Origin of the sequence: Aneurinibacillus soli (genome assembly GCF_002355375.1) — a bacterium.
GTDB classification, from domain to species: Bacteria; Bacillota; Bacilli; order Aneurinibacillales; family Aneurinibacillaceae; genus Aneurinibacillus; species Aneurinibacillus soli.
Genome location: NZ_AP017312.1, coordinates 2,742,351 through 2,768,991 on the forward strand (window position 1 = coordinate 2,742,351; position 26,641 = coordinate 2,768,991).

The 26,641-nt window shown below is 44.7% G+C and carries 22 protein-coding genes; 9 read left to right on the forward strand and 13 right to left on the reverse strand.

Annotated elements, in window-relative coordinates:
- The first annotated feature begins 79 nt into the window (after nucleotides 1-79).
- Entirely contained in the window at nucleotides 80-904 is an 825-nt protein-coding gene (locus CB4_RS13855; RefSeq protein ID WP_096466369.1) for a squalene/phytoene synthase family protein, read from the forward strand.
- 59 nt (nucleotides 905-963) lie between these two features.
- Here CB4_RS13855 and CB4_RS13860 read toward each other — a convergent pair whose 3' ends face one another.
- Genes CB4_RS13860 through CB4_RS13870 form a run of 3 tightly spaced genes read right to left on the reverse strand, consistent with a single transcriptional unit; the run spans nucleotide 964 to nucleotide 5,936 of the window.
- Nucleotides 964-2,073: a response regulator gene (locus CB4_RS13860; protein ID WP_096466370.1), complete on the reverse strand. Its 1,110-nt coding sequence runs from the start codon at nucleotides 2,071-2,073 to the stop codon at nucleotides 964-966.
- Nucleotides 2,070-5,117, reverse strand: a complete 3,048-nt coding sequence (locus CB4_RS13865; RefSeq protein WP_096466371.1) for an ATP-binding protein — start codon at nucleotides 5,115-5,117, stop codon at nucleotides 2,070-2,072. The genes CB4_RS13860 and CB4_RS13865 overlap by 4 nt, the downstream gene beginning before the upstream one ends.
- 9 nt (nucleotides 5,118-5,126) lie before the next feature.
- Nucleotides 5,127-5,936, reverse strand: a complete 810-nt coding sequence (locus CB4_RS13870) for an ABC transporter substrate-binding protein (RefSeq protein ID WP_096466372.1) — start codon at nucleotides 5,934-5,936, stop codon at nucleotides 5,127-5,129.
- Between the two features lie 170 nt (nucleotides 5,937-6,106).
- Here CB4_RS13870 and CB4_RS13875 point away from each other — a divergent pair, with 170 nt between their 5' ends.
- Nucleotides 6,107-7,723, forward strand: a complete 1,617-nt coding sequence (locus CB4_RS13875) for an ABC-F family ATP-binding cassette domain-containing protein (RefSeq protein ID WP_096466373.1) — start codon at nucleotides 6,107-6,109, stop codon at nucleotides 7,721-7,723.
- Between the two features lie 378 nt (nucleotides 7,724-8,101).
- On the opposite strand, the gene CB4_RS13880 is transcribed toward CB4_RS13875, so the two are convergent.
- Nucleotides 8,102-8,383, reverse strand: a complete 282-nt coding sequence (locus CB4_RS13880; protein WP_096466374.1) for a hypothetical protein — start codon at nucleotides 8,381-8,383, stop codon at nucleotides 8,102-8,104.
- Nucleotides 8,384-8,496: 113 nt separating this feature from the next.
- Entirely contained in the window at nucleotides 8,497-9,141 is a 645-nt protein-coding gene (gene phoU, locus CB4_RS13885; RefSeq protein ID WP_096466375.1) for a phosphate signaling complex protein PhoU, read from the reverse strand.
- A 205-nt stretch (nucleotides 9,142-9,346) separates the two neighbouring features.
- Between phoU and kapD the strand changes: the two genes are divergently transcribed.
- Entirely contained in the window at nucleotides 9,347-9,997 is a 651-nt protein-coding gene (gene kapD, locus CB4_RS13890) for a 3'-5' exonuclease KapD (protein WP_157737982.1), read from the forward strand.
- A gap of 45 nt (nucleotides 9,998-10,042) precedes the next feature.
- On the opposite strand, the gene CB4_RS13895 is transcribed toward kapD, so the two are convergent.
- A complete protein-coding gene (locus tag CB4_RS13895) occupies nucleotides 10,043-10,432 on the reverse strand; it encodes a DoxX family protein (RefSeq protein ID WP_096466377.1) in 390 nt (129 codons plus the stop codon).
- Between the two features lie 240 nt (nucleotides 10,433-10,672).
- Nucleotides 10,673-12,715 (reverse strand): molybdopterin-containing oxidoreductase family protein, encoded by a 2,043-nt coding sequence (locus tag CB4_RS13900; RefSeq protein ID WP_096466378.1) that lies wholly within the window; start codon nucleotides 12,713-12,715, stop codon nucleotides 10,673-10,675.
- A 147-nt stretch (nucleotides 12,716-12,862) separates the two neighbouring features.
- Here CB4_RS13900 and CB4_RS13905 point away from each other — a divergent pair, with 147 nt between their 5' ends.
- On the forward strand, nucleotides 12,863-13,405 hold the full coding sequence (locus CB4_RS13905; RefSeq protein ID WP_096466379.1) for a copper resistance CopC family protein: 543 nt from the start codon (nucleotides 12,863-12,865) through the stop codon (nucleotides 13,403-13,405).
- On the forward strand, nucleotides 13,405-14,244 hold the full coding sequence (locus CB4_RS13910; RefSeq protein ID WP_157737983.1) for a copper resistance D family protein: 840 nt from the start codon (nucleotides 13,405-13,407) through the stop codon (nucleotides 14,242-14,244). The genes CB4_RS13905 and CB4_RS13910 overlap by 1 nt, the downstream gene beginning before the upstream one ends.
- A 37-nt stretch (nucleotides 14,245-14,281) precedes the next feature.
- Here the strand turns inward: CB4_RS13910 and CB4_RS13915 are convergent, their stop codons facing one another.
- Nucleotides 14,282-15,109: a histidinol-phosphatase gene (locus CB4_RS13915; RefSeq protein WP_096466381.1), complete on the reverse strand. Its 828-nt coding sequence runs from the start codon at nucleotides 15,107-15,109 to the stop codon at nucleotides 14,282-14,284.
- A gap of 941 nt (nucleotides 15,110-16,050) precedes the next feature.
- Nucleotides 16,051-17,553 (reverse strand): glutamate/gamma-aminobutyrate family transporter YjeM, encoded by a 1,503-nt coding sequence (gene yjeM / locus CB4_RS13920; protein WP_096466382.1) that lies wholly within the window; start codon nucleotides 17,551-17,553, stop codon nucleotides 16,051-16,053.
- A gap of 344 nt (nucleotides 17,554-17,897) precedes the next feature.
- Between yjeM and CB4_RS13930 the strand changes: the two genes are divergently transcribed.
- The 3 genes from CB4_RS13930 to CB4_RS13940 all read left to right on the forward strand — a co-directional run bounded on the left by CB4_RS13930 (nucleotide 17,898) and on the right by CB4_RS13940 (nucleotide 18,671).
- A complete protein-coding gene (locus CB4_RS13930; protein WP_157737984.1) occupies nucleotides 17,898-18,071 on the forward strand; it encodes a hypothetical protein in 174 nt (57 codons plus the stop codon).
- Nucleotides 18,072-18,113: 42 nt separating this feature from the next.
- On the forward strand, nucleotides 18,114-18,206 hold the full coding sequence (locus tag CB4_RS22045; RefSeq protein ID WP_096466384.1) for a tyrosine-type recombinase/integrase: 93 nt from the start codon (nucleotides 18,114-18,116) through the stop codon (nucleotides 18,204-18,206).
- Nucleotides 18,207-18,392: 186 nt separating this feature from the next.
- Entirely contained in the window at nucleotides 18,393-18,671 is a 279-nt protein-coding gene (locus CB4_RS13940; RefSeq protein ID WP_181419264.1) for a tyrosine-type recombinase/integrase, read from the forward strand.
- Nucleotides 18,672-18,925: 254 nt separating this feature from the next.
- On the opposite strand, the gene CB4_RS13945 is transcribed toward CB4_RS13940, so the two are convergent.
- On the reverse strand, nucleotides 18,926-21,250 hold the full coding sequence (locus tag CB4_RS13945; protein ID WP_096466386.1) for a PEP/pyruvate-binding domain-containing protein: 2,325 nt from the start codon (nucleotides 21,248-21,250) through the stop codon (nucleotides 18,926-18,928).
- A 165-nt stretch (nucleotides 21,251-21,415) separates the two neighbouring features.
- Here CB4_RS13945 and CB4_RS13950 point away from each other — a divergent pair, with 165 nt between their 5' ends.
- A complete protein-coding gene (locus CB4_RS13950) occupies nucleotides 21,416-22,195 on the forward strand; it encodes an alpha/beta fold hydrolase (RefSeq protein WP_096467751.1) in 780 nt (259 codons plus the stop codon).
- A 27-nt stretch (nucleotides 22,196-22,222) separates the two neighbouring features.
- On the opposite strand, the gene CB4_RS13955 is transcribed toward CB4_RS13950, so the two are convergent.
- The 3 genes from CB4_RS13955 to CB4_RS13965 all read right to left on the reverse strand — a co-directional run bounded on the left by CB4_RS13955 (nucleotide 22,223) and on the right by CB4_RS13965 (nucleotide 26,591).
- Nucleotides 22,223-23,494: a DHH family phosphoesterase gene (locus tag CB4_RS13955; RefSeq protein ID WP_110546215.1), complete on the reverse strand. Its 1,272-nt coding sequence runs from the start codon at nucleotides 23,492-23,494 to the stop codon at nucleotides 22,223-22,225.
- A 15-nt stretch (nucleotides 23,495-23,509) separates the two neighbouring features.
- Nucleotides 23,510-24,895, reverse strand: coding sequence for a class II fumarate hydratase (gene fumC, locus CB4_RS13960; RefSeq protein WP_096466387.1), 1,386 nt, complete (start codon nucleotides 24,893-24,895; stop codon nucleotides 23,510-23,512).
- A gap of 136 nt (nucleotides 24,896-25,031) precedes the next feature.
- Nucleotides 25,032-26,591, reverse strand: a complete 1,560-nt coding sequence (locus CB4_RS13965) for a class I adenylate-forming enzyme family protein (protein WP_096466388.1) — start codon at nucleotides 26,589-26,591, stop codon at nucleotides 25,032-25,034.
- Between the last annotated feature and the right edge of the window lie 50 nt (nucleotides 26,592-26,641).

Below are 26,641 nucleotides of genomic sequence, written 5' to 3' on the forward strand. Positions count from 1 at the left end.
AAACCATCCTCTTCCTATATTCCTCGAGATAGGGTATCTTAAAAATACTTGTATAATCGAAAAGGAGTGCAATCCCCCTATGACAGAAATAGAAATTTTACATAAAGAGGCCATGGATATGCTGTTAGCAACCAGCCGAACGTTCTTTATCCCCATTCACCATTTACCATCCGGACTACAAGAAGCTATTGCAGCCGCCTATCTTTGTATGAGAGCGATTGATGAGATAGAAGATCATCCGACACTTCCTTCCGATATCAAAATTCACCTGCTGCGCTCTATTAGTTTACTTTTAGAGGAATCCGCCGAAGAAACTGAACTAGCACAATTATTGCAGCCTTATCACGCTCTATTACCAGACGTCACCTTGCGATTGGCAGATTGGATCAAGCTCAGCCCGTCCACCATTACCCCTAATATTTTGAAATCAACCGCCATCATGTCAACCGGAATGGCCGACTGGGTTGCAAAAGAGTGGAAGATTACAAGCCAAGAAGATCTGGATGACTATACATTCTATGTCGCAGGTTTAGTCGGTATCTTACTCTCGGAAGTATGGAAATGGTTCAATAGTCATGTGGAAACCGATCAAAAATTGGCTGTAGCCTTTGGCCGTGGTTTACAAGCGGTTAATATTATTCGCAATCGTGACGAAGATCTCGCCCGAGGAACCGATTTTTTTCCTGATGGATGGACGAAAGACGACATGTTTGCGTATGCAAGGCGCAATCTGGAATTAGCCAATCAATATGTGGGCGATATTGAATCGGGTCCGGTTCTTACCTTTTGCCGTATCCCCCTTCTGCTTGCTCACGGCACGCTCGATGCGTTAGCCAGAGGCGAGGAAAAACTAAGTCGGGCTGCTGTCGAAAGTCTCGTAAATCAGGTGACCGAAGGAAAATAGTCATCTAACCTAGAAAACCGACCTGAGCCTACGGTCGGTTTTTTCTACGTTTTTCTCCCTTATAAAAAACGAGAGGCTTGTATATATAAATCTCTTATTTTTGGCCCAGGCTCCTCCCGCAACTCTCTAGCCAGCAGTTTTTCGAAATCATGATACACGGATAGCGCCTGAGGAATATCTCCTGCACTTATATAATGATTCATCAACCTATAACAATATTCATCTCGATAGGGCTCCATTATAACCAATTGGTATAATAGCCGCTCTTTTGTCTTCTTATCCTGACAGCGTTTTGTATTCGCGTCCAGCCAGCTACTATACATTTCCCGTACTTGCTTTCGGTATCCACTCGCCCAGTGAAAAGCTTCTTCGCCCATATAATCACCTTTATATGTGGTCAACATCATTTCTAACGAGGCGTCGCTTACATTTTCGATACTCTCTTTTATTCGTTGCTCTATTTCTTCCACATCACTCACCAACTCTTGTACGTTCAACGCATACTTCTCATCTGAGAAAAGAACCGGCTTCGCAAATCTCATCTTTTTTAATGTACTTCGTAGATGATACATACTCGTATGAAGGAGAGAAGATGCCTTTTCCCCTTCCAGATCTGACCATAAATCGACCATAATTTTATCCCGATGGACTGCCTGACCACGATGATGCCATAAATAAGCAAATAGCTCTTTTGTCTTTCTCGTTCGCCATTTTACCTGCTGCCCGTCTTTATCATATAGCACAAACGTCCCCAGGCAACAAACCCTGGCCTGATGGGATTCCTTTTCTTTATGTAGTCCTGTTTGGACAATCCGAGTGTGGTGAAGTCTCTCTATGGTTTTTTTCAACCGTTCTTTTCGTACAGGCTTCAATAAGTAATCGATCGCGTTAATCTCAAAAGCTTCCACCGCATATTGATTATACGCTGTCACAAAAACGATATGTACATGATCATCGAGGCGCATCATTTTTTCCGCTGTTTGCAATCCATTGATGCCTGGCATTTCAACATCAAGAAATACAACATCGACCTCTTGTGTTTGTACTGCCTCCACTGCATCAAAAGGGTTGCGGTATTTGCCGATAACGGTTACTCCCCCAATTTCCTTACACAGTATTTCCAGTACATCCAATGCCATCTCTTCATCATCTACCAGCATTGCCCTCATAGCACAACTCCTTCGTTTAAGGCCACAATTATTTTTGTACCTGTTTCACTTGAACTTTCAATTTGTAATTGACAATTATAGATCGTCTGTAGACGTTTATTTACGTTACGGAACCCTACTCCGTTGTATTGACCGCCGAGGATTTGTTGGATGCGTGCTTCAGGAATCCCACTCCCGTCATCCTCTACGATAATTTGAACCGTATTCTCCACTTGACGAACAGATATTTTCACTGTCCCCCCGGAAATTTTGGGTGAAATCCCATGCTGGATCGCATTTTCTACGAGCGGTTGAATGGTAAGCGGCGGAAGCAAGCATTCGACATTCTCATCAATATCAAACAGAACCTGAAGTCGATGAGAATATCGTACTTTTTCAATCTCTAAATAAGCACGAACCAATTCGAGTTCTTGTTGTATCGGAATGACTCGATCCATACGATTAAAATCAAATTTTGCACGTAAATAGTACACTAAGTCATGAATGATTCCACGCATTTTTTCAGCATCCTTATACGAGAGAGACACGACTGTATTTAATGCGTTATATAAAAAATGCGGAGTAATTTGAGCTTGTAAGAAGTCTAGCTCATGCTGAACGGCATCTTGCGCTGATTTTTTCATAAGAAGAAGAGACGCCACTCTGGCCTTTAATTCCGCAAGTTCGACAGGTTTTGGTAAAAAATCATTGGCACCTGCTTCAAAAGAGGCGAGAATATCCCCCACTTGTCCGGCTGCCGTCAACATAAGAATCGGTATTTCACTTAAGCTGGCGGTTTTTCGAATGTGTTTACACACTTCTAGACCGGATATTCGCGGCATCATAAGATCAAGAATAACCAGATCAATAGTTGGATGATTGTATAACGCGTCAAAAGCTTCCGCGCCATTTTTTACAGCAATCACAGAATGTCCCATAGCATCAATCGCATTGATGACTACGTTTAAATTAGAATATTCATCATCTACTACTAATACCGTGCTCGTTCCTTCCTTCATCCTTTTATAAGGGGTAGTAAAAGACATAACGTGCACATTTGTATCTGTTATAGAAAATTTCTTTTCCTCTCTTTGTCTTTCGTTTTTCACCACTGGCAGGGTAAATCGAAAACGAGATCCCCTCCCTACCTGTGACTCCACATCAATCCTGCCTCCGTGTAATTCTACTAATTGTTTCGTGATGTTCAAACCAAGGCCAATCCCGTTATTTTCTCGAGTCATATGCGCTTCTAGTTGATGGAATGATTGAAAAATTTCATCATATTTGTCTTCAGGTATTCCTGCTCCCGTATCCTTCACAACAATCTCCAAAAACTCCCCGCGTACTTGTGCAAAAATTTCAACCGTTCCACTTGTGGTGTATTTCATCGCATTATCGATTAAGTTGTAAAAAATTTGATGCAACCGATTTTCATCAACATAAACACTCGGTAAATCTTCCGGAATACGATTGCATAGTGTGATTTCTTTCTCTTGCTGTAGAATTGAGAACGTGGCGAGAACGGTATGAGCACTTGTTCGCACATCAACAAAAGATGGATAGAGGGTCAATTCTCCCTGCTTCATTTTCGAAACATCGATAATATCATTAATCAGGTTAGACAAGCGCTTGCCAATCGAATGAATCAAGTACAGGCTCTCCTTTTGCCTTGCATTGATTTTGTCTGCTATTTCCTCTAGCAATATTTGCGTCATATTAATAATCCCATGCAACGGTGTTCGTAATTCATGCGAGGTTTTCGCCAGAAATTCATCCTTTAGTTTATCAACCGTCAACAATTTCGTGGATAGCTCTTCATTTTTCTTGAACGCATTATACGAACGAAGTGACATCAATAAGGAATGCATTAACATAAATAAAAGAGGTTCAAAAGGGGGGAGAATATTCGTAGATGAATATCCCCTTATATTAAGCGTAGTATCAACCATATACATCATGAAAGAAAAAGCACCGACCGTAAGATAGATGGCCCCTTCCATTCCTCTAATCGCTGCCAGTACAGAAATATAAATCATATAAAAGTACGGCACACTTGCAAAAAGGGAGAAAGGCAGCTCCAGATGTGTATAAATGCTCATCGGAAAAACAAAGGATGCTATGATTAATGCGCTGCCGACAAAAACGCTTATCTGTACAAACCACAAAAAACAGAGTGTAGAAAAGAAAAAATACGTATACAAAATAAGACTTACATTCGAAATAATGCCTGATATCACTTGTAGCTTTTGAAATAAAAAATAATCAATCTGAGGAAATAACGTATACAGCACTTTTTCTCCATGCGTCACTACATATAATCCTGAAAAAAAACAAAACACAGCAAAAGACAGCAAAGAAAAGTCTTTCCTTCTCTGCATATATAATCCTAAAAAGTAAATGCCCATAACAACAATCCCCGTAAGCATAATCCAGTCAAATGCAAGGGCCTGTTCTCTCAAGGAAGAAATCGTCTGCTGATCCCCGAAATAGATCGAGTGAAAAATCCCGCCACCAGGAGCGTACACATAATTCGAAACGTGAACAATCACATCAACTTTATCCCCTGATACATTCACATAACGTACATACGGTGTATTTTCAGGGGAATACGTTCCTTGTATGCTCGGAACCCCGCTCGCGCCTACTAGATGACCATTTATATAGATTCTATTTGCCATACGAATATTTGAGGTTTTTATACCAAATATTCGCTCCTGACCGTTTACTTTTATTTGTAGATGATAGGTCGCACTGCCATAAGGAGGAAGTTTTTTACCCTGGATACTATAATCATTCCATAAAGACGGAACTTTTACATATGTAGGATTTTTCTGTCCGGCTTCAAGATCTTTTGGCTCAAGCAATTGGTCCGGATAAAACGCCCACTCTCCATCCAGGGATACAGCTCCTTTTTTCTCAAAATCCCACGCTGATAAATCAAGAACACCCCGTTGTGCGTGCGGCGTTTCTTTCGAGGTAAACTTTTCAAGAACGATCCAAAAAAGAAAAAACATAATAAAGAAAGATAAAAGACATATTCCAAATGCCAGTAGTCTTGTTTTCATACACTTCCCCTATGTATTAAAAGATGATCCAGTAGTATCACGCACCAGGTTTCGCAAATAGCGTGCTGCCGCCACCATTCGTGAACCGTACCACGAAAACATCTCTCCATCCACCAGCACAACCGTACTGTCTGGAAACAGCGCCGAAAGCGCCTCTCGATGCTTCTGGGCAAACGGGAACGGCTCCGATGACAGGAACAAATAATCCGGTGCTGCTGCACGGATGTCATCTTCCGTCACCGCCGGATAACGGCCTTCCGCTTCCGCAAACACATTTACAAATCCGCAGCGCGAGAGCAGCGAGTGAATATACGTATGATCCCCCACGACCATGTATGGATTCTGCCAGATGAAATATGCTACACGCTTACCGTCTACTTGCATCAGTTCCGCAAAGCCTGTCTCAATCTCACGAATCAGTTGCTTCGCTTCCACGCGTGCGCCGACAACTCTACCAAGATCACGGATCATATGAAGCGCATCCTCATACGTCTCGACGTCCGTCACATACACCGGATACGATTCCGCAAGGCGCTCGACCATCTCTTTCGGATTCTCTTCTTTTTCCGCAATAATCAAGTCCGGGGCAAGCGATGCGAGTACATCATCTTTGACCTGCTTTGTACCACCGACGCGCACGACATCCGCAAGTGCCTCTGTCGGGTGAATACAGAACTGCGTCCGCCCAATTACTCGCTCCCCCACGCCAAGCGCAAACAACGTCTCGGTCAGCGACGGGCAGAGTGAAACAATCCGCTTTGGGGGAAATGGAACGGCAACCGACCGCCCCAGATGATCGAGAACATGCTTGATAGTCATACAATCTCTCCTTCCAGCTGCTCAATGTATTCACATAGTCCGATTTGTTTCTCTTTTCCCTATCGTAGCACAAACGCCAGTCATCCGGCTCTATTTTTCACATATCACGGAATGTGATATAATATATAGTTGGTATATAAATCTGCAAATAAAAGGATGGAGATACATACATGATCAGCACAACTGGTCTTACGCTACGCTACGGGAGCCGCGCCCTGTTCAGCGATGTAAACATTAAATTTACGCCGGGCAACTGCTACGGCTTAATTGGCGCAAACGGCGCTGGAAAATCGACATTTCTCAAAATTTTGTCCGGTGAGATTGAAGCGTCAAGCGGTCAGGTGAACATTACACCGGGTGAGCGTCTGGCAATTCTGAAACAGAACCACTTTGAATTCGATGATTGCGAAGTGCTCAAAACCGTAATCATGGGCCACCGCCGTCTATACGAAATTATGGTTGAGAAAGATGAACTATACGCAAAGCCGGACTTCTCGGATGAAGACGGCATGCGTGCTTCTGAACTGGAAGGCGAATTCGCGGAGCTGAACGGCTGGCAGGCGGAAGCGGAAGCAGCCGAGATGCTGATGGGTCTTGGCATTCCGGTTGATCTGCATGATAAACTGATGCAAGATTTGGACGGAAGCCAGAAGGTCCGTGTTCTGCTTGCACAAGCACTGTTCGGCAATCCAGACATTCTACTGCTCGATGAGCCGACCAACCATTTGGATCTCGAATCGATTCAATGGCTGGAGAACTTCCTATATAATTATGAAAATACCGTAATCGTCGTATCCCATGACCGTCACTTCCTGAACAAAGTATGTACGCATATCGCGGATATCGACTTTGGAAAAGTGCAAATGTACGTAGGTAACTACGATTTCTGGTATGAATCGAGCCAGCTAGCATTGAAGCTTGCGAAAGACGCAAATAAGAAAACGGATGAAAAGCGCAAAGAGTTAGAAGCGTTCATTCGCCGTTTCAGCTCGAACGCATCTAAAGCAAAGCAAGCAACATCGCGTAAGAAACAACTTGATAAGCTGACACTCGAAGACATCAAGCCGTCTTCTCGTCGCTACCCGTATATTAATTTCAAAGCCGAGCGCGAAGCTGGTAAGGATATTCTTAGCGTACGCGATTTGTCGAAAACCATTGAGGGCGAGAAAGTACTCGATAACGTAACCTTTACCATTAATAAAGGCGATAAAATTGCGCTCGTTGGTCAAAGTGAGTTGGCTCGAACTACGCTTATGCAGATTGTAATGGGCGAAGTGGAAGCAGATGCAGGTGAATTCACATGGGGCGTTACGACGTCACAGGCGTATTTCCCGAAAGACAATGCGGAATACTTCGAAGGCTGCGACTTGAATCTCGTCGACTGGCTGCGTCAGTATTCACACGATCAGGATGAAACGTTCGTGCGTGGCTTCCTCGGTCGTATGCTGTTCTCCGGTGAGGAAGCGCTGAAAAAAGCGAGCGTATTGTCCGGGGGCGAAAAAGTTCGTTGCATGCTGTCGCGCATGATGCTCAAGGGCGCAAATGTCCTGCTGCTTGACGAACCAACGAATCACCTTGATCTCGAATCGATCACAGCACTCAATAACGGCCTAATGGAATTCGATGGCACGATCATCTTTGACTCGCATGACCATCAGTTCGTACAGACCGTTGCCAACCGTGTGATTGAGATTACGCCGAACGGGCTGATCGACAAGCAGATGGAGTATGATGAGTACCTCGCAAACGATGAAGTGAAAGCACTGCGCGAGAAAATGTATAGCTAGAATGTGAGAATAAGCTGCCCAAAAAGTCAGAACATGGCGAACAGGGCAGCTTTTTTCGTGATATCGACAATGTGTAGTGGTCAGGGAGTAGGAGAAGGGATGAGCCGTTCGCTTGAGTACACTTGCAGGGAAGCTCTGACTGTCCGCTCCGGGAGCTCGGCGAACTCGCCCGCAAAGAAAAGCCCTCGATGCTAATTCACCGAAGGATTGCGGGCAGAAGCCCATTCGCCGTTCTCCCTCCGCTGAGTAGGCGCGTACAGGCGCTCTCTTGCTCTTCCCTTCTCCCACTCCCCGCACAACGTTTCGGTTTACAAAAAACGCGCAACGCCAGAATGGATTTGCTCGGATAGACACTGGCTTTTTGGAAGTCTGCTTTCTTTATTTTTTACCTGCATAGCAAAGCTCAACCTCTTGATTATGCTTGGGGCTTTTCATCCAAACTGTGTCAGGAGTGGGATCGGGCGGGGCAACGGAACGCCTGTACGCGATTCCCAGCGGAAGGGGACAGACGAACGGGCCTTTGCCCACAATGCTTCGATGCACACACATCGTAGACATCTTTTGTGGGCGAGTTCGTCTGGCACTTGGAGCGGACAGTCCTAACTTCTTTGTAAGCGTACCGAAGTGACGAGGCTCCGTCCGATCCCACTCCTCCACCACACTTTGGAGAACCCCCTCCCCAAGAAAAAAGAGACTGCCTCAACCGCTGTGTTACAGCTTTCGAGACAGTCTCTTACTTTCTATGAAGCTTGTGACTAGCAAACTATGAACGTCTAGTGATTCAAGTCTGCGATGTGCCCGGTTTTCATGTAAAGGGTCCATTCCCCAATGTTAGTGGCATGGTCGCCAATCCGTTCGAGGGCATGGAGAAGCTTGATATACTGGATCGCTTCACGGAAGTGCTGCGGTTCTTTTTCAAGAAGCGATTCAAGCATTTCAACGTTACGACGATGCAGCGTGTCAATCACGTCATCCATGTCATTTAACGTGTGAAGCGGATTGATGTCCTCTTTTTCGAACGCCTGGATAGTAGTATCAAGAATGCCTTTAACTGCGTCTGTCATGTCCATGATGCTAAAAAACGGAAGCTCTTTTTCCGTCTTATCCATACGGATGACGGCATCCGCCATATCTACCGCTTGATCACCAATGCGCTCGAGATCCGTTACGATTTTCAAATATGCGCCAACCGTGCGCATGTCTCCTGCTACTGGAGCCTGTAAAGCGATAAGGCTAAGGCTGTGCTTAGATACGCTATCAGTTAAAGCATTCGCTTCTTCATCTTGTGCAGTAACCTCGCGAGCCAGTTCAGCATTTTTCTGCTCAAATGCCTGGGTAGCCTGCAAGAAATGGCCACGTACCATATAAGCCAGCTCAATAATTTGTTGTTTTACTTGTTCGAATGAATGTGTCTGCATCAACTATGTCGCCCCTTCTGCTCAGTTCTTTACTTACTCATCATAATGAAGAAATAAGGAAAAGCGAGCGAAATTTACTATTCTTTACATCTTCTTTACATTGTTGATGAATCGTTAAGAATTTAATTCCTTTCTGTATAATTGACGGATCGAATTTTCAGAAATACAATGAATGGAAAGAAGCGTAAAGAAACGGGGAAATGGTATGAAAAACCAGTATATTTTTCTGGATTTTGAATTTACAACGTTTGAGAAGAAAGAAGCGCCACGCGGATTTTTTCATGAAGTCATCGAAGCCGGGATAATTGTCGTAAAAGACTGGGAAATCATCGATACGTACTCATCCCTTGTTTCGCCCGTGTTTTTTCCCGAACTCGGCGAGAAATGCCGAAAGCTAACCGGCATTACACAGGATGATGTACAGAGTGGGATTCCGTTTGATCATATGATTATGGAACTGTTGACACGCTATGAGCCAGCAGGAACGACGCTCGTTACGTGGGGCGATCTCGATATTAAAGGACTACGCCGTAACTGTCGAGAGCACAAGGTAAAGTTCCCTTTCTCGGTCATGCTTGATGACTGGCTGGATCTGTCCAAAGCATATCAGTTTTACTACGGACATAAAGACACGCCAGGGCTATGGGCAGCCCTGACGAAATACGGATTGGCTGATAAAGCTCAGGCGCACCGGGCGCTTGATGATGCAGTCGCTACTTTTAAGGTTATGCAACAGATGCAACAGGACAACTGGGTATACGACCCGAAAAAACCGACGATGCAGACGTCCATTGCCGATCTGATGGACGGCAGTAACATGGCGCTGCTTGAAAAATTACGACAGCAGCTCTCCTAATCAAAAAACTCTCCCGCTACCATATGTGCGGGAGAGTTTTTTTAATTATGGCATCATTGCATAAGCGCCTGGTCCGATTAAAGCTACCCCAACGGCAACTGCAATCAGAATCAAGTTGTATTCAAATCCATCTTGTGTTACCCAGTATCCGTTTTTGCCATGTACTGTGAAGATCGCAACCAGCATGGTAATCACGATCAGTGCAGCTCCAATCGGTGTGAGCAAGCCTGCCGCAAACAACGCGCCTCCTACTAATTCACTCGCTCCTGCCAGGAAGGCCATCAATACACCTGGTTTTACACCAATCGATTCCAACCATCCTCCAGTACCTTTCAGCCCATAACCGCCAAACCAGCCAAACAATTTTTGTGCACCATGCCCCATAAACGTTACACCAATGATTAAACGAATAAGTAAAAGTCCAGCATTCATCATTTTTTCTCTCCCATAAAATTATTTTTTGTTTGTAACTAACTTTATATAAGTATAATAAACCATTACACTTACTTTTGTCAAGTAACTATTATGAATCAAACCCATCTCTATTCCCCTATAGTGACAATCTTGCAGTCGGTCATCTATGTATGCCTTCGCCTATGACGTTCATGTTCAATAGAAAAGAGGCTCTCTCAGTCACCATGTACTGGCTTGAGACAACCTCTTCCGTTACTCGCTCTATATCCGTTCCACTTCTACCCGTGTCGAGAAAAACACGGCCCCGCCGCCCATATCCGCAAGGCGGTCTGGCGTGAGTGCATTAGCAAGGCGCGCCTCACCTTCCGCTTCTGCCCACAAGCCCTGTGTCACTGTAACACCGGATAATACAGTATCACCGACTGCTGCCGTAAGCACACAGTCACCCCGGTCGTTGTATACGCGCACTTTGTCACCATTCGCGATGCCGCGCTCTGCCGCATCTGCCTCATTCATATACAGACGTGGTGTTTTTTCGAGTATGGCATGCTTTTCATTATTGGAAAATGTAGAATTCAAAAAATTATGATTCGGTGCCGGAATGAACAGCAACGGATACGTATCCGGCTCCGCAATCGGCACATACGTTGGTAAGGCCGGATAGCCGTCACGCTCCATCCGCTTAGAACGCAGTTCAATCTTACCGCTTGGCGTCCGCAGACGACCCGGTGGAAGCGGTCGATCTGTTATCGTTAGTGAAACAACCGTTTCCTCCAGCAGTCGCTCGTATGTAATGCCTGCTAGATACGGATTGGCCGGATAATCTAACGCCTGGCGAATGATCTCCTCATCTGACTCGTATAGCGCAGGCTCGGTTAGACCAAGTGCTTTGGCAAGCAAGCGAAATACGTCTGCGTTTGATTTACTTTCGCCATACGGTGGGATGACCGACTGCTGAAGCGCGATTGCATGCTGCCAGTATGACGTATACAAATCAAGATTTTCATACGAGGATGTCGCCGGAAGCACAATATCAGCGTACCGGGCAGTTTCCGTTAAAAACAGATCGTGCACGACTGTGAACAAATCCTCGCGAGCAAGCCCCTGCTTGACCCGGTTGTTATCCGGTGCAACCACGACTGGATTGCTGTTGTATACGAACATCGAATGAATCGGCGTATCAAGTTCAGTGAGTGCTTCACCGAGTTGGTTCATGTTAATCGTACGCACTTTTTTTCGCAGCAAATCTCGGCGTTCGACAGCACGAGCATTCAACGCATTGTAGGCACTATTGCTCTTAATCGCACCGCCACCGGTATACTGCCATTGTCCGGTAAGCGCGGGCAGGCAGGCAATCGTGCGCACGAACATCCCGCCATTATCATGGTGCTGCGGTCCATTGCCAATTCGAATAAAAGACGGTGTTGTCTCCCCATATAAGCGGGCAAGCTTCACAATATCATCTGCCGGAACGCCTGTAATCGCCGCAACAGTCGCCGGATCATACGCTTTTACATGCTCCTGCAGCTCGTCGTATCCGACTGTATAATCGCGCAGGAATGCTTCATCGACGAGCTGTTCTGCAAATAGCACATGCATGATGCCGAGCGCAAGCGCTGTATCCGTTCCCGGCAATACAGGAATAAACCAGTCCGCCCAGCGGCCTGTCTGGTTTTTGTGCACATCAATTACGACGATTTTCGCACCGTTCTTGCGTGCTTTTTCCGCGAATAGCACTTGATGCATGTTTGTACTAACCGCATTGCATCCCCACATGATGATCAGCTTCGACTGTGCTGTATCTTCTGGATTGATGCCATACGCACCGCCCATCGTATACGTGTAACCAACTGTACCTGCTACACTACAAATCGTCCGGTCCAGTTGACTTGTACCAAGCGCGTGAAAAAAACGTCGGTCCACCCCTTCTGCACTGAGTAGTCCCATATTGCCATAGAAGCTGTACGGCAGAATGCTTTCCGCACCATGTTCAGCGATTAATTCCTGCCAGCGCCCGGCGATCTCAGTAATCGCTTGCTCCCATGTAATCGGAACGAACGAGCCGTCTCCTTTCGCCCCAACACGCTTGAGCGGCTGCGTGAGTCGATTCGGATCATACAATCGTGCCGTCATATGGCGCACTTTGTTACAAATCGCCCCCTGTGTTACCGGATGATTGGGGTTACCCGCTACTTTCGTGATGCGACCGCCTTCTTTATGAACATGCAGACTACACATATCCGGGCAGTCAAGTGAGCATACAGATGGAAAAACGCCATCAAGCTGTTCATGATATGATTGCACTCTTGTCGCTCCTTTTCTATGAAAATAGTAAACTTCTTGTCTCTATGATACGAGTTTACAGCCCAGCCCTGCAAGCCTATCACTTCACAACTCCAACACAATTGTGTCTTATACTAAACAAGACACCATACAGAAAGGACTAAGCTTATGAAAAAATGGCTTGGCTTTATATTCGTACTGCTACTTTGCTTCCCAACCACTACATCGGCACATACAAAGCTAAAAACAGCGACTCCGGCACCAAATTCTACGGTTACAACGGAGATGCGTGAGCTTACGCTAACATTCGGAGGGCGAATTGAAAATACGAGCACATTCAGTGTACTAGACAAAGCAGGGAAACCCATGACCCCACTCACACTTACACGAGAAGAAAAGTCGATAACCGGCTCACTCGCAAAACCGCTCTCTAACGGCTCTTATACCGTGGACTGGAACGTGATCGGGGAGGACGGTCACGTGATGAAAGGTTCGTATTCTTTCACCGTCAAGCTTCCAGAACAGAAGGCTGCTCCCACACCATCTGCTACCCAACCGAAAGCATCTGTTTCCCCGACAACTCAAGTCCCGCAAAAAGCGGAACAGTCGGCAGAAGCAACTTCCTCTAGCCCCGTACTATGGATTGCGGGTATCCTTGGGCTCGGTGCAGTAGCAAGCTTGATCTGGCTATTTGTAAGAAGGAAAGCCTAATGGTCATCATAAGCCATCTACTGTTTTATACAGGCTGCTCGGTGCTTATAGGCGGACTTCTTATGCTCGCGATTCCGCCGAGTCAGCGTCCACCTGTGCACCTTCCAAAAGGGTGGCTCCCCGGAGCGGCCCTTTTGCTTATCATCAGCTCATTCATTCCACTTCTGGAACTGGCTACCTACGCTGCTGAGGAAGCAGGGACCGACTTTGGCACAGCGCTGCAAAACGTGATTGTACATTTCAAACACGGCCAGGCATGGCTACTACTGACAGGTTCCTTGTTGTTTCTCGTTATTTTCCTGCTACTCGCAGACATCAGACATACTCCAGCAGCTGCCAGACTGGCGCTCGTATGGTCTACGATTCCCGTTGTATTAACCAGCTGGACGGGGCATGCGGCGTCACTTGCTCCAATTAGTGGCTGGCTCTCGCACATGCTTCATTTTCTAGCCGTATGTGTATGGACAGGCGTGTTATATACAAGCGCTTGGTTGACGAAAGGGCGAACAGCAAACTGGCGGGCGTTCCTTCATTGGTACACCCCACTCTCCATCAGTTGTGTGCTTGCGTTAACAGCTACCGGACTCGTACTGATGCACTACACCGCACCGAATTATCCAGTCTCTCTGGATGGCCTATACGAGAAGACACTGTTACTTAAGCACATTTTATTCCTTCCTGTTCTTGGGCTCGGCTTTGTGAATGGGTTCGTCATTCCGAAACGGATGCGTTTGGATGCAGAGTTTGATGTGCTGCGATGGATGCGAATCGAAAGCATATTTGTTCTGGCTGTGTTTATTGCGACCGCCTTTTTAAGCGAATCCCCACTACCTGTATAGATAGCGGGGATTTTTTGTATGCCGATCTATCTTTTTCTTATAACGAAGTTAACAACTTTTTCTTTTGCCGGAAAATCGCCCATTTTGTAAAGCCGATTTCCTTGAGCTTTTGGCGGACTAATTCAAAATCTTCGCCGACTCTCTCCGGCGTGTGTGCATCCGAACCAAACGTAACATCCACCCCGTAATATAGAGCCCGCTCCAAAATATCATCAGAAGGATACCAGCCTCCGACCGCCTTCGTTTTACCTGATGTATTCACTTCAATCGCCACATCACATTCTGCAATAATTTGCAGTGTTTTTTCTACCGCTTCCGTCTGAATATCGGAAAAAGCAGGATAAAATCCTTTCATGGCATCGATATGACCAAGAATTTGAAACATGCCGCTGCGGGCGGATTGTTCAATCAGTGAATAATACGTTTCTTTGCTGTTTACTTTTTGCTCCTCGGTCAGTCCGTTCCACCGCTTCTTGTTGAAAATACTCACCCCATCTACATTGTGAACGGAGCCGATAATATAATCGAATGGATACGGAGTAAAGCAGCGCCGGTACACCTCTACATGTTCCGGAAAGAAATCCGATTCTATGCCAAGCAGCACTTCGATCTTCCCGCGATATTCTTCCTTTAACCGCAAAACTTCTGCAACATATACAGGTAACTCACTTTTGCCCATGGCGATGTGAGGAAAAGCCTGATCTTCCTCATATGCAAAATAAGGAGAATGATCGGCAATTCCAATGATATCGAGACCCTGAGTGATGGCCGCTTCAATATAGTCACGAATTGATTCCTTAGCATGACCGCAGCGCTCGTGATGAGTATGAAAATCAAAGGCTACAGGAGTATGTACTTCGCCCATATATATCGTCCTTTCTCCGTTTTCTTTCCGTCATACACTTTACAGTATATCCTATCTTGAATTGGCTAGCATACATTTATGGCGTTCTGTACTATTGCGTCAAACCCTTTTAAATCAAGGGTTTGACGCTTTTTGTTTTGTCTTGCTGCGTTAAGTTTTGTTAAATTTGTCCCCATATTGTCCCCAATATGTCTCCAAAAAATGAGCGATTTTCATTCATGTTTACTTTCAAAACACGACCTTGAATTATTCCTGTTAAAATTCTCTCCCCTTTCTAAAAAACGATAATCGATTTTCAACGAGGAGCTAACAACTAACCTTATATTCTCGGAATTAGTCTCAGATAACATTGAAGCACTTAAACGATATATCCAATTTAAAGTTCAAAATGAGTACATTCAAGTAGAACAAGCAAAACTATCCCACAGAAAGACAGAACTTGAAACCTTGCTTGAGAATCAAAAAGACACAGAACAACAACTCCGTGCCTTTAAGAAACAAATTGACCACTTCGCCTAATTAGATATCAATGATGAGCAAGTTATGAAGCAGCTACTCTATAGGCTCATTCATAAGGTACAAGTTCACGAAGACGGCTCACTTACAATCCGCTACAACATATCGCTCCCATTGTCCATGGGAGCATAGCAAGAGAGGCTTTTATACACCCGCTTCTCTCAATTTTAGTAACACTGTACACTCCACATGTGTGGATTGAGCATTATTGACAACATCAAATTGGATGCGGCAGTGTTCACCTTATAGTTATATGTAGGGCTCTTAATCCCTTTCATAAGATACCTTGGTCTCTTCATACGTAGGAATCTGCAAAAATTCAACTTTTTCAATATTCAAGTGAAAGAAGTCGCTAGCTATTATTTCTATTTTCATAAATGGATACGCATTGAGTAATATGCCAAAATCGAGGTCTAACCTAAATTTCAAGCTAACATATTTCCTTTTTTTTCATATTCTTTGTACATTAACCATGCAACAATGGAGAAAATAACGGGTCCAACCACACTCCAAATGGTTGTTTGCATATCCCCTTCTAAAGCTGGCTGTATGATACTAAAGAAATTTGCAAATCCAACTGTTAGAACAACGATCCATGTCCAAATATTTGCGCTCAATTGCGTTTTATATACGATAAACGGCTTATTAATTTCCACTTTTTTCTTAAAATACGGGAATGCAAGTGCTATAAATACATACGGTATTGTCATAGCCACGTTAGTCATCGAAACGAGTATGTTGAAGAATGCGGCCATTGTGCTTCCGCCGAAAGCGATTAATGCGATCATTACACTAACTATAGTAGCTTGAATCCACATCGCATGAACAGGCAGACCATCCTTTGTTTCTCCAATTTTTCCGGGCCACAATCTTTTAGGTGTTCCTTCAATCATTTGCTTTAGCGGTGAAAACATTAAGGTAAAGAACGCACCGGACAATGCCAGGAACATTGAAAGTCCAATAAATCTTGCAACCCCATGTCCCAGGGCTGTAGCTGTAGCATCACTTGCTCCAAAAGCAGTGCCTAGTGAGTAGCCTAAATTGGCCATAACTATATAACTTGCGTTTCCTAGATTAACATTTGCAATACCCATTACAGATGCCCAGTTTGTGAATATCCCAATTAATAGTATTCCTAATGAATACCCAACAGAGATTACTGCTGCAGATAAAAGAATTCCCTTCGGAAACGTTTTTTCCGGATTTTCTGTTACATCCACTAAACCGCCCACTGCTTCAAGTCCGCCATAAGCAAAAAGAGCATATACAATAAACGCTAACGAAGCAATAAGATCTCCTGCATATTTAGGGTTTGGTGTTTGCGTAAATGAATGCAATCCTGTAATCGGCTGTGCCAAATGTCCATGATTGCCTACAAGTACTGCTATTGCACCCACCCAAAGAAATACATTCAATAACAAGACCGCAGTACCACCTAAAGAGGTTACTTTCTTAATCTTATCCAGACCCTTTGTTGATGTGTAGGTTACGATAAGAATCCATACAATTCCTAAAACCCCCAAAACCTGAGGTCCTCGAAGATTAAATATAGTCCAGCTTTGTGTTGTATCTTGTCCAAAGATCGCATTTGACACCGGAACCCACATACCAGATGCGACATTAACCATCCAAGTGATATAAGAAAAATACCACATAAACGTTCCTATAAATGCAAATTTGGGACCGATGGATTTTTCCATCCAAGAATAGATCCCACCCTTTTCCTCTTTAAAGGCGGAACCATATTCAGCGACCATTAATGCAAAAGGAACGAAGAAGGCTATGGCTGAAAATATGAACCAAGGAATAGCAGCATAACCCATCTTATAAAATGATCTTGGAATGTTGTTGAATCCATAAACAGAAGTAAAAATCATTAAAACTAGGGATACTAAAGTCAACTTTCTGGTTATGTTTGTGTTTGACACACATTTTCCTCCCCTATATTTACCTTCACCACAATGTTTACTTAGTATCGCCTAAAATGATTTTTTAATTAAGCATTGGCAGTACTTTCGAAAACTATAAAAAACCCTTGATCTCTCAAGGGTTTCGTAGACGGTATCTATGGTGGAGCTTGAATGGGGGCAAAACATTATTATACATGTCGTAGTTTATCAGGATTTGCTACGGCATAGATCGTTTGGATTTGATTATTTTTAAAAGCAAATGAGTATATATACTGAATATTTTCATCTATATTGATTCGAATCCCCGGCAACCCGTTTATTGGCAAGGAGATGGCATTAATTCAAGAGGCGGGCGATTGTCGGTGGCAACGATTAACCTTTACTGCAACACGCTCCGTTCGCTATTCAAAAAAGCCGTAGAATGGAATATGATTGCAGTCAATCCAACCGCGAACCTTAAGCCCTTAAAAGTGAATAAGGAAGCCCATGATGTATATACAAAAGAACAAGTTATGATGCTGTTACAAGCAGCATAGAAAGAAGGTATCCAGCGGGAAACAATTATACACCTGGCTATTATGACTGGATTACGGATTGGGGAGCTGCATGGTCTGGAATGGAATGCTATCGACTTTGAGGAAAAGACGCTGAAGGTCAAACGAATTACCTAATATATACCAGGTAAAAGTATCATTTTCAAAGAGCCAAAAACGTCATCATCGAAGCGCATGATCCAACTGGCAGACATGACAGTGAACCTGCTGCGGGAGTATCGGAAATACTGACTTAAGACGCGGATGCAATTGGGAGACAAATGGAAGATTACACAAGATTTACTGTTCTTCAGAGCGGATGGAATGCTTCCACTACCAACGACTACATGGTTTCCCCGTTTCCTAAAGCGTCATAATCTGCCACACATCCGCTTTCATGACCTACGCCACACATCCGCCACTCTCCTTCTGATGTCAAACCAATCCATGAAGGTAGTAATTTCCAGACTTGGTCACAGCACGATTGGGACAACCCTAGACGTTTACGGCCATGTACTGAAAAATGCTGATCAGGAAGCGGCAGATGTGTTGGCTGGCATGCTGGATAGTAAAAACGGTATCCAACAATCACCTAGCCGATAGCTCATAGAATCCTGTATTATTACGTCTTATAATGTTACGTTTGTCGCCAGATTGTCCCCAACAAGCTTGTTATATACCTTTATACACATCTGTAATACAGAAAAAACCCTTATATATCAAGGGGTTTACCTATACGTTCCAACATAATATCCTCATCGCAATCCTATCTTGAATTAGCTAACATACATTTATGGCGTTCTGTACTATTGCGTCAAGTCCTTTTAAATTGAAATTGCAACAGTTGATTCACTTGTTCATTTTTTAGTAACTGTCCCCAGACTTCCATTTACCAAAACCAAATCACCGTTTTTCAGCACAGTTGTGGCATTTCCACAGCCGACAACCGCGGGAATACCAAGCTCTCGGGCAACGATTGCTGCGTGTGATAAAGGTGCTCCGATGTCGGTGACTATTGCTGCCGCCTTTGGGAACATGGGCGTCCAACCAATATTCGTTACAGTGGTGACAAGTATTTCTCCCTTTTGGAACTCATCGGCTTCATCAAAATTACGCAGGATATGAACCTTGCCTTCAACTGTTCCGGGCGCTCCAGCAAAGCCTTTTATTAAGTTTTCGCCTGAGACAAGCTTTTGAGCATTAATATCATAGTAATCCTGCCGTCTGTCATTGGAAGCAAGCCATTCTTCCGGATTAAACCTGCCCCTGATAAACATTGGAAATGGCGGCAGTTTTTGATACTTTTCAAAGTTGGTTCGTCTGACGGGCAGCTGATCCAGCATGCCGCAATCACCCTGCAAAAATTTCGGCACTTCAAAGCAGTACATCATAAAGATATTGTCGCCTACTCCTGTAACCGCGCCTATTTTCAGAAGCAGATGCCGCATTACCCTGAACACCTTAACAAATTCATTTCTCAGCGACTCACGGGTGCTTGCGTCCTGTGAGACCTTTGCAAGCTTTTTCTCCAGCCATTTTTGTTTGGCGGGATATTCTCTAATAAATTCCTTCTTAGCCTTCTCGAACACTTCAGTTTGTTTTTTTAAAAGCTCCGCCGGATTGATGCCGGTTTTCCTGTACTCGCTTATTTGCTTATCCACATAATCCGGGTCGTCAGCAGGATAGGGGTAATAAACTTCAAACTCATGAGGGCTACGATGCCCATACAGTTCCAAATATTTCTCCCGATCAAGCTTTCCGCTAACTACTTGTTCTATGCCCAGCAGGGGCTGCATACTTACCAGCGGATTTCCCCCGCTGAAGTTGGAGCAAAGCAGGTTTGCCTGTTCCTCGCCGACCATTTTTACAAGCCTACTCCGCAAGGTTGACAAGGTTAAACTTCCTGCGCCTCCAAACCAAATATTCCACAGGGCGGACAGAAATGGACGCACATCCGACACCCATAAGTTAAGAAGCTCCTCTTTTGTGGCGGCTTTTTCTATGAATTCAAGTGTTTCCACATACCATACCGGCGTGCGTTCTAAATAGTACGCTTTTTGCTTTTTTGAGTCCCTCATACGTTTTAGACTCTTTTTTGACCTCGCTACAGTCTCCTTAATAATCTCAAACCGCCCAAAGGGGTAGACGGGCACCTCCAGACCGCTTGGAATATGTCCAAATATATCTGCAATCAGCTCCTGTGATTTAGCAGAACTGTAGCCTATCGCTTTAAGCATGGAGATTACAATACTGATATTGGTATATGTCCGCCCGCAAATGTTCCCGAACATATAATACCCCGGCACCTTTTGACACTCCATGTCCATTTCGTGCAGCATACTCCATGTAAACGGACTCATCACGTCCGGCACCGCCTCGCCAACATTATTGCTGGTCCAAAGCGCGTCGGTGTCAAGGCTTTGATTGATTTCGTAAGTATCGTAATCAATGGTCTGCAATGTAGTAATCGGTCGCGCCTGAACAATGTACAGCTTATCATCAACAGCCCACTCAATGTCTAGCATACAGCCAAAAATACTCTCCAGCTTTTCCACCGTACGGTGCATGGCTTTTGCGAAGACGGCAAAGCTCTTGTCGCCTTGATATTTTGCTCCTAATCTTGAAATGGTAAAAGGGTATGCGTTGTTTTCGCCTGATACCAGCTGTTCGCCTGCGCCAAAAACCTGATTGCCCACCATGTTGACATGACTGCCAGTGATCGGGTCGGCAGAAAACAGTACGCCCGAAATCTTTGCTTTTATCATGATCTGTACTACAACTGCGATTTTATGGTCTCCGTCAACGCCGTGCACCCTGCTGTATTCGCTCACACGCTGAGACTTTGCTGAGACGGCAACCTGTGATACTGCGCTGAACACATCGACCTTTTTTACGTCAAGAACCGACTCAAATTCGCCTGCGAAGGAAGTTTTTGTACTGTCCTCAGAAAGCGCGGAGGAGCGGACTGCGAATAAAACGTCAGGCAGTGAATCCAGACATTTAAGGATGTCAGCCTTTGCCTCCTGTTTCACATTATTATTCTCAAATGCTGTAGCCAAAATTACAAATCCGTCAGGAACCCTGATTCCCGCCTGATACATCAGGCATAGGGATGCGCCTTTTCCGCCAGCAATGGTAAGTTCATTTTCTGTGGCTTCACGAAAGCTGTATGCAAATTTCATTTTGAAACCTCCTTCACAAATGCATTTCTCAAAACACTGATATATTCATCAATTTCATGTTTGTATCTCACTCCAAACTACTACGGAAAGAGGAAACTTCTTATGAATAAGATACTTCTTTCTCCGCCAAACTACGAACATGTATTTTATTGGGAGGACCTGTTTATGGCACATGTAGAAGTGAATGGGGTTTCCTTGCACTATGAAATAAGGGGGAACGGAACCCCGCTTATTTTGATTCATCCCCCTGTACTTAGCAGCGCCAATTTTCACTATCAGCTCGATGAGTTAGCAAAATATTTTACCGTGATTGTGTTTGATATACGAGGACATGGAAAAAGCCAGCCCTCTGTGCAGGCAGTTACATATCCGCTTATTGTCGAAGATATTAAAGGTCTTCTGAATCATCTTCACATCGAAAAAGCATTCGTATGCGGCTATTCAGTAGGAGGGTCGATCGCTCTTGAATTTTTGCTAACGGCTCCCGAACGATCTCTGGGAGCGATCCTCGTTGGTGGGATATCAGAAGTAAACAGCCGACGATTACGAAATCTGATTTCCCTCGCAGTTGCCCTTGCCGGAGCCGGAGCGATTCCTGCGCTAGCCTGCTCCATTTCCTGGAGCAACTCTGACACGATGGAAACATTTTGGGAACTACTTAAAGATGCCAAAAAAGCGGATAAAAGAAATGCGGAACAATATTATCGATACAGCCTAACGTATAATTGTACGGACCAGCTGCGAACCATTCCTTTTCCTGTTCTGCTCGTGTACGGAGGAGATGATACACAGTTTCAATCATATGGAAGACTGATTCGTGACAATGTCGCTCATAGCGAATTTGTATTGATCCCGAACGTCAAACACCAAATTCCAACCAAAAAGCATGCGGAATTAAATCGTCTCATCAAACAATTTATCTTGAAGCAAAAAGGACAGAACTAGTTGATTCTGTCCTTTTCGTTTTGTGATTTAGTGCGGCAGGGTCACGCTTTCCCCTTCGTATCCATTGTAAACCGACAGGATGAAAGCGGAACCTTCATCGTCTTGTTCAGTCGGCACAGCTTTCATGAGCAGGGTGTGCTCCTTTAAATAGGCAATAAACACTTCATCCCGAACAAGCCAGGCAGCGTGATTCCGTTTGACAAATCGTTCCGCCTCTTCAAAGGACGAGAACGGCTTAGACCTTTTTGTCCCGTTTTCCTCTATCACCCATTTGTCTTCTCCAAGCGGATAAATAAAAAACGTATCCTCCTGCCTGTTCTCATATAAAGAGCCATGTCTGGACCCTTTGCAGTTATGAACATTTTTAAAGGCATCTGCCCTCATCGGTTCAATATGGAACGGTCCAGCCACGTACAGTTGATAGGCTTCCTCTGTCAGAGAACAGCCTGACGCTTTCGCATGACCGCCACCGCCAAACTGCTGGGCAACTGCGGATACATCCATGTCATCATGAATGGTGCGGAGACTGATTTTCTTCCCGCCTACGTTAATAATCGCAATGTAATCGAGGTGGGTGTTATCTTTTCCTAATTCATTTCCCAATTCGGAGTGATACGATTCCGCATGCACAATACCGGCACAGTGGTCCCCAATAAAAGTTTGAACCATCTCTCTTCGCTTCCTGCGGATATATCGTTCGATTTTACTGTCTTCCATGTCGAGTATTTTTTGCTCAAATTCATCGAAGCTAAAAGGCCCGCCCACGGCGATTTTTTGGATCATTCTCTCTTCGAATTCATCAATCGAAATCATAAAGAAAAGATCATTCAAACGCTTGGCTTTCGTATTTTCATTTCTGTCCCATTCCCATGTATCATACTGACGGACCAGTTCAACAAATTCACTCAATGTCTCGGAGGTTTCAATCAGTTTGTGCTGCGTCAAATATTCGTAAAACAGGGACGTAGCAGAGGCCAGGCGTCCGTCTTCATATTCAACCTGAACCAGTCCCCAGTCATATCGATTAAAATGAAGGGCTGTTTTATGGTGATCAATCAGTCGTACTTTGCCGCCTTTTTTGACATGCTCATCAAGTCGCTGTTCGTTCTGTTCATTCACCGAAAGGTCCGTAATAAACAGGCAATCTTCTTTTCGCCCTTTCTCTAAAAAACGCTCGACCTGAAAGTCCAGTCCAGCTACGGAATTATAACGGATTTCCACATTTTCTCCAAAAGCGATTTTGGCAATGATCCCACATCCTACTCCATCAAGGTCATTATGTGAATATAAACGATACATGGCTTTCCCCCTGCATTATTTCGGATGAATCATATTTTCAGGCCGCACAATCTGATCGAACTGCTCTTCTGTTAGTAAATTCGTTTTGATCGCAGCTTCTTTGAGCGTTAATCCTTCCCGGTGTGCAAGTTTTGCGATCGCGGCCGCGTTCTCATACCCGATATGAGGATTTAACGCTGTAACAAGCATGAGTGATCTTTCCAGGTTGCGTGTAAGTACCTCAATATTCGGCTCTATGCCCACGGCGCAATGATCCGTAAAGGACACCATCACATCCGCAAGCAGTCTTGCAGATTGCAGGAAGTTATAAATAATCACAGGCTTGAACACATTCAACTCGAAATTCCCCTGGCTGGCCGCGAATCCGATCGTCGCATCATTCCCCATAACCTGACAGGCTACCATGGTGACCGCTTCGCTTTGCGTCGGATTGACCTTACCTGGCATAATGGAACTGCCCGGCTCATTCGCTGGAATCGTGATTTCACCGATTCCGCTGCGCGGTCCGCTTGCTAGCCAGCGGACATCGTTGGCGATTTTCATCAAATCGGCTGCCAGTGCTTTTAAAGCCCCGTGTACATAAACAATCGCATCGTGGCTTGTTAAGGCGTGGAACTTGTTTACGGCAGACAGAAACGTTTTGTTCGTCAGTCTGCTAATCTCTTCGGCTGCCATCTCGCCGAATTTAGGATGAGCATTAATACCCGTGCCGACCGCAGTTCCGCCAATCGCAAGCTCTCGTAACGATTCCATACTTTCTGTAATCATTTTTTCGCTTTTCGCAAGCATGGCGTACCAGCCGCTTACTTCCTGTCCGAGTGTCAACGGGGTAGCATCTTGTAAGTGTGTACGCCCAATTTTAATAATGTCTGTAAACTCTTCTGATTTTTTATGGAGCACGTCTTTTAATTTGACCAGGGCAGGCAATACGTGATCTTCGACCGCAACTACTCCAGCAATGTGCATGGCGGTAGGAAACGTATCGTTTGAGCTTTGCGATTTATTTACGTCATCGTTAGGATGAATGCGCTGGCTGCTGCCACTTTGTTCTAACAGCTGGTTTGCACGATGGGCGATCACTTCATTTACATTCATATTCGACTGCGTACCGCTTCCTGTCTGCCAGACGACAAGTGGGAAGTGTTCATCCCATTTTCCTTCCACTATTTCATCTGCGGCTTTCATAATCACTTCCGCTTTATCGGCTTCTAATTTTCCAAGCTTCTGATTTGTTTTAGCGGCGCTTTTTTTCAAGATGGCAAAGGCACGAATCATTTCGAGCGGCATTCTTTCGGTGCCGATTTTGAAGTTCTGGCTGCTGCGCTGTGTCTGAGCTCCCCAGAGTTTGTCTGCTGGCACTTTGATTTCTCCCAGCGTGTCTTTTTCAATTCTGAACTCCATGGTGCATCCTCCTTTAGCATGATCTCTTTAGCTTCTGTGATTTTGCCCATTTTTCCACTTTTTGAATCAACAGAAAAGAAGCGAGCCGGATTGTTTTCCGGCTCGCTTCTTCCTCTACTTCTATGTGCTGTATGGATTAGATTTTTACATTTTGATTTTCCCAGTAGACGTCACGCAATACTGTTTTGAGAATTTTACCGGAAGGATTGCGCGGAAGTTCGTCTACAAAGTCTACCGATTTCGGTTTTTTATATCCTGCCAGCTTCCCTTCACAATAGTGAATAACTTCTTCAGCGGTAAGGGACTCCCCTTTGCGCGCCACAACGATGGCTTTTACGGACTCTCCCCAGACCGGGTCTGGCACACCGATTACGGCAACCTCAAGAATTTGCGGGTGAGCGTATAGCACCTCTTCGATTTCACGCGGGTAAATATTAACGCCGCCGCTAATCAGCATGTCTTTTTTGCGATCCACGATGTAATAAAATCCTTCTTCATCCTGAATGGCCATATCTCCTACTGTGAAAAAACCGTTGAAGAACGAAGCTGCATCCGCTTCCGGATTTTTGTAGTAACCATCTAATAAGTACGGGGCCTTGAAATACAGCTCCCCTACCTCACCCTGGGCGACAGGCTCTTTATCCTCGTCTAAAATCAAGCATTCCACAAACGGGAACGGATGCCCTACGCAGCGCTCTTTCCGACGGATATCTCCCGGCTTAATGTTAAGCGTAATGGCACTTTCCGTTGAACCATAAAACTCATGCAGGTCAGCCCCGGTGAAAAAGTCGAGAATATCGAGCTTCGTCTGCGTTGGAAGCGGCGAACCAGCCGAGATAAGCACGCGCATAGAAGAAATATCATATTTGTCCTGTATGTCCTTATCTGTGTGAAGCAGGAAGTTATACATCGTAGGCGCCAGGAATGTATTGGTGATGCGATAGCGTTCAATATCGGCAAGCACCTGCTCGGCATCAAACGCCTCATGAATCACGAGCGTACCGCCTGCAAGCAGCTGCATGACAAGAAAAATCCACGGTGCCGCATGATAAATTGGCCCAGCTACGAGATGAATATCAGATTCGTCAATCTTGTATTCATAAGCAGCTGTCATCCCGGTAAGCACGCGGGAACGGTGCGAGATGACAACCCCTTTTGGTTTGCCTGTTGTACCAGATGTGTAGCCAATATAGAATGTGTCTTTTTCCTCTACGTCTGCTTCCGGCTCCTGTTCCTGGCCTGATGCGAGAAATACTTCATACTCTGTCATTGTGTCAGTAGAAGAGCCATCGACGATGAGGAGCGTGTCCAGCTGTGGAAGCTGTGGCAGAATGCTTTCTATTGTTTCCGTATATTCGGCTGAAACGATACATCCCCGACTGTCCGAATTTCGTATAATATAGTCAATTTCCAGTCCAACCAGGCGATAGTTAATCGGAACAATCACAACACCGATTTTTGATAAGCCGGTAATAAGTTCAACGTAAGCAGCATGATTTTTCATCATAACGGCTACTTTGTCACCTTTTGTATAGCCACGCTCAAGGAAAGCGTTTGCAATCTTGTTAGCGCGAGTATTCAATTCATGATACGTAAGCGTTTGATTCCGAAAGATAACAGCGGGCTTAGCACTGTATTTTTGCGCGTTTTGTTTCATGATTGTACCGAATGTCAGCATTCTCTCCACCCTTTTCATCTAGTTGTATTATTGTGAAAAGTATATCATCTTTTTCTTCGTAAGGTAAG

What these genes read in the sequence shown, in the direction of transcription:
- CB4_RS13855 (WP_096466369.1), top strand. Translation starts at nt 80, where the DNA reads ATGACAGAAATAGAAATTTTACATAAAGAGGCCATGGATATGCTGTTA.
- CB4_RS13860 (WP_096466370.1), bottom strand. Translation starts at nt 2,073, where the DNA reads ATGAGGGCAATGCTGGTAGATGATGAAGAGATGGCATTGGATGTACTG.
- CB4_RS13865 (WP_096466371.1), bottom strand. Translation starts at nt 5,117, where the DNA reads ATGAAAACAAGACTACTGGCATTTGGAATATGTCTTTTATCTTTCTTT.
- CB4_RS13870 (WP_096466372.1), bottom strand. Translation starts at nt 5,936, where the DNA reads ATGACTATCAAGCATGTTCTCGATCATCTGGGGCGGTCGGTTGCCGTT.
- CB4_RS13875 (WP_096466373.1), top strand. Translation starts at nt 6,107, where the DNA reads ATGATCAGCACAACTGGTCTTACGCTACGCTACGGGAGCCGCGCCCTG.
- phoU (WP_096466375.1), bottom strand. Translation starts at nt 9,141, where the DNA reads ATGCAGACACATTCATTCGAACAAGTAAAACAACAAATTATTGAGCTG.
- kapD (WP_157737982.1), top strand. Translation starts at nt 9,347, where the DNA reads ATGAAAAACCAGTATATTTTTCTGGATTTTGAATTTACAACGTTTGAG.
- CB4_RS13895 (WP_096466377.1), bottom strand. Translation starts at nt 10,432, where the DNA reads ATGATGAATGCTGGACTTTTACTTATTCGTTTAATCATTGGTGTAACG.
- CB4_RS13905 (WP_096466379.1), top strand. Translation starts at nt 12,863, where the DNA reads ATGAAAAAATGGCTTGGCTTTATATTCGTACTGCTACTTTGCTTCCCA.
- CB4_RS13910 (WP_157737983.1), top strand. Translation starts at nt 13,405, where the DNA reads ATGGTCATCATAAGCCATCTACTGTTTTATACAGGCTGCTCGGTGCTT.
- CB4_RS13915 (WP_096466381.1), bottom strand. Translation starts at nt 15,109, where the DNA reads ATGGGCGAAGTACATACTCCTGTAGCCTTTGATTTTCATACTCATCAC.
- CB4_RS22045 (WP_096466384.1), top strand. Translation starts at nt 18,114, where the DNA reads ATGACTGGATTACGGATTGGGGAGCTGCATGGTCTGGAATGGAATGCT.
- CB4_RS13940 (WP_181419264.1), top strand. Translation starts at nt 18,393, where the DNA reads ATGCTTCCACTACCAACGACTACATGGTTTCCCCGTTTCCTAAAGCGT.
- CB4_RS13945 (WP_096466386.1), bottom strand. Translation starts at nt 21,250, where the DNA reads ATGAAATTTGCATACAGCTTTCGTGAAGCCACAGAAAATGAACTTACC.
- CB4_RS13950 (WP_096467751.1), top strand. Translation starts at nt 21,416, where the DNA reads ATGGCACATGTAGAAGTGAATGGGGTTTCCTTGCACTATGAAATAAGG.
- CB4_RS13955 (WP_110546215.1), bottom strand. Translation starts at nt 23,494, where the DNA reads ATGTATCGTTTATATTCACATAATGACCTTGATGGAGTAGGATGTGGG.
- fumC (WP_096466387.1), bottom strand. Translation starts at nt 24,895, where the DNA reads ATGGAGTTCAGAATTGAAAAAGACACGCTGGGAGAAATCAAAGTGCCA.
- CB4_RS13965 (WP_096466388.1), bottom strand. Translation starts at nt 26,591, where the DNA reads ATGAAAAGGGTGGAGAGAATGCTGACATTCGGTACAATCATGAAACAA.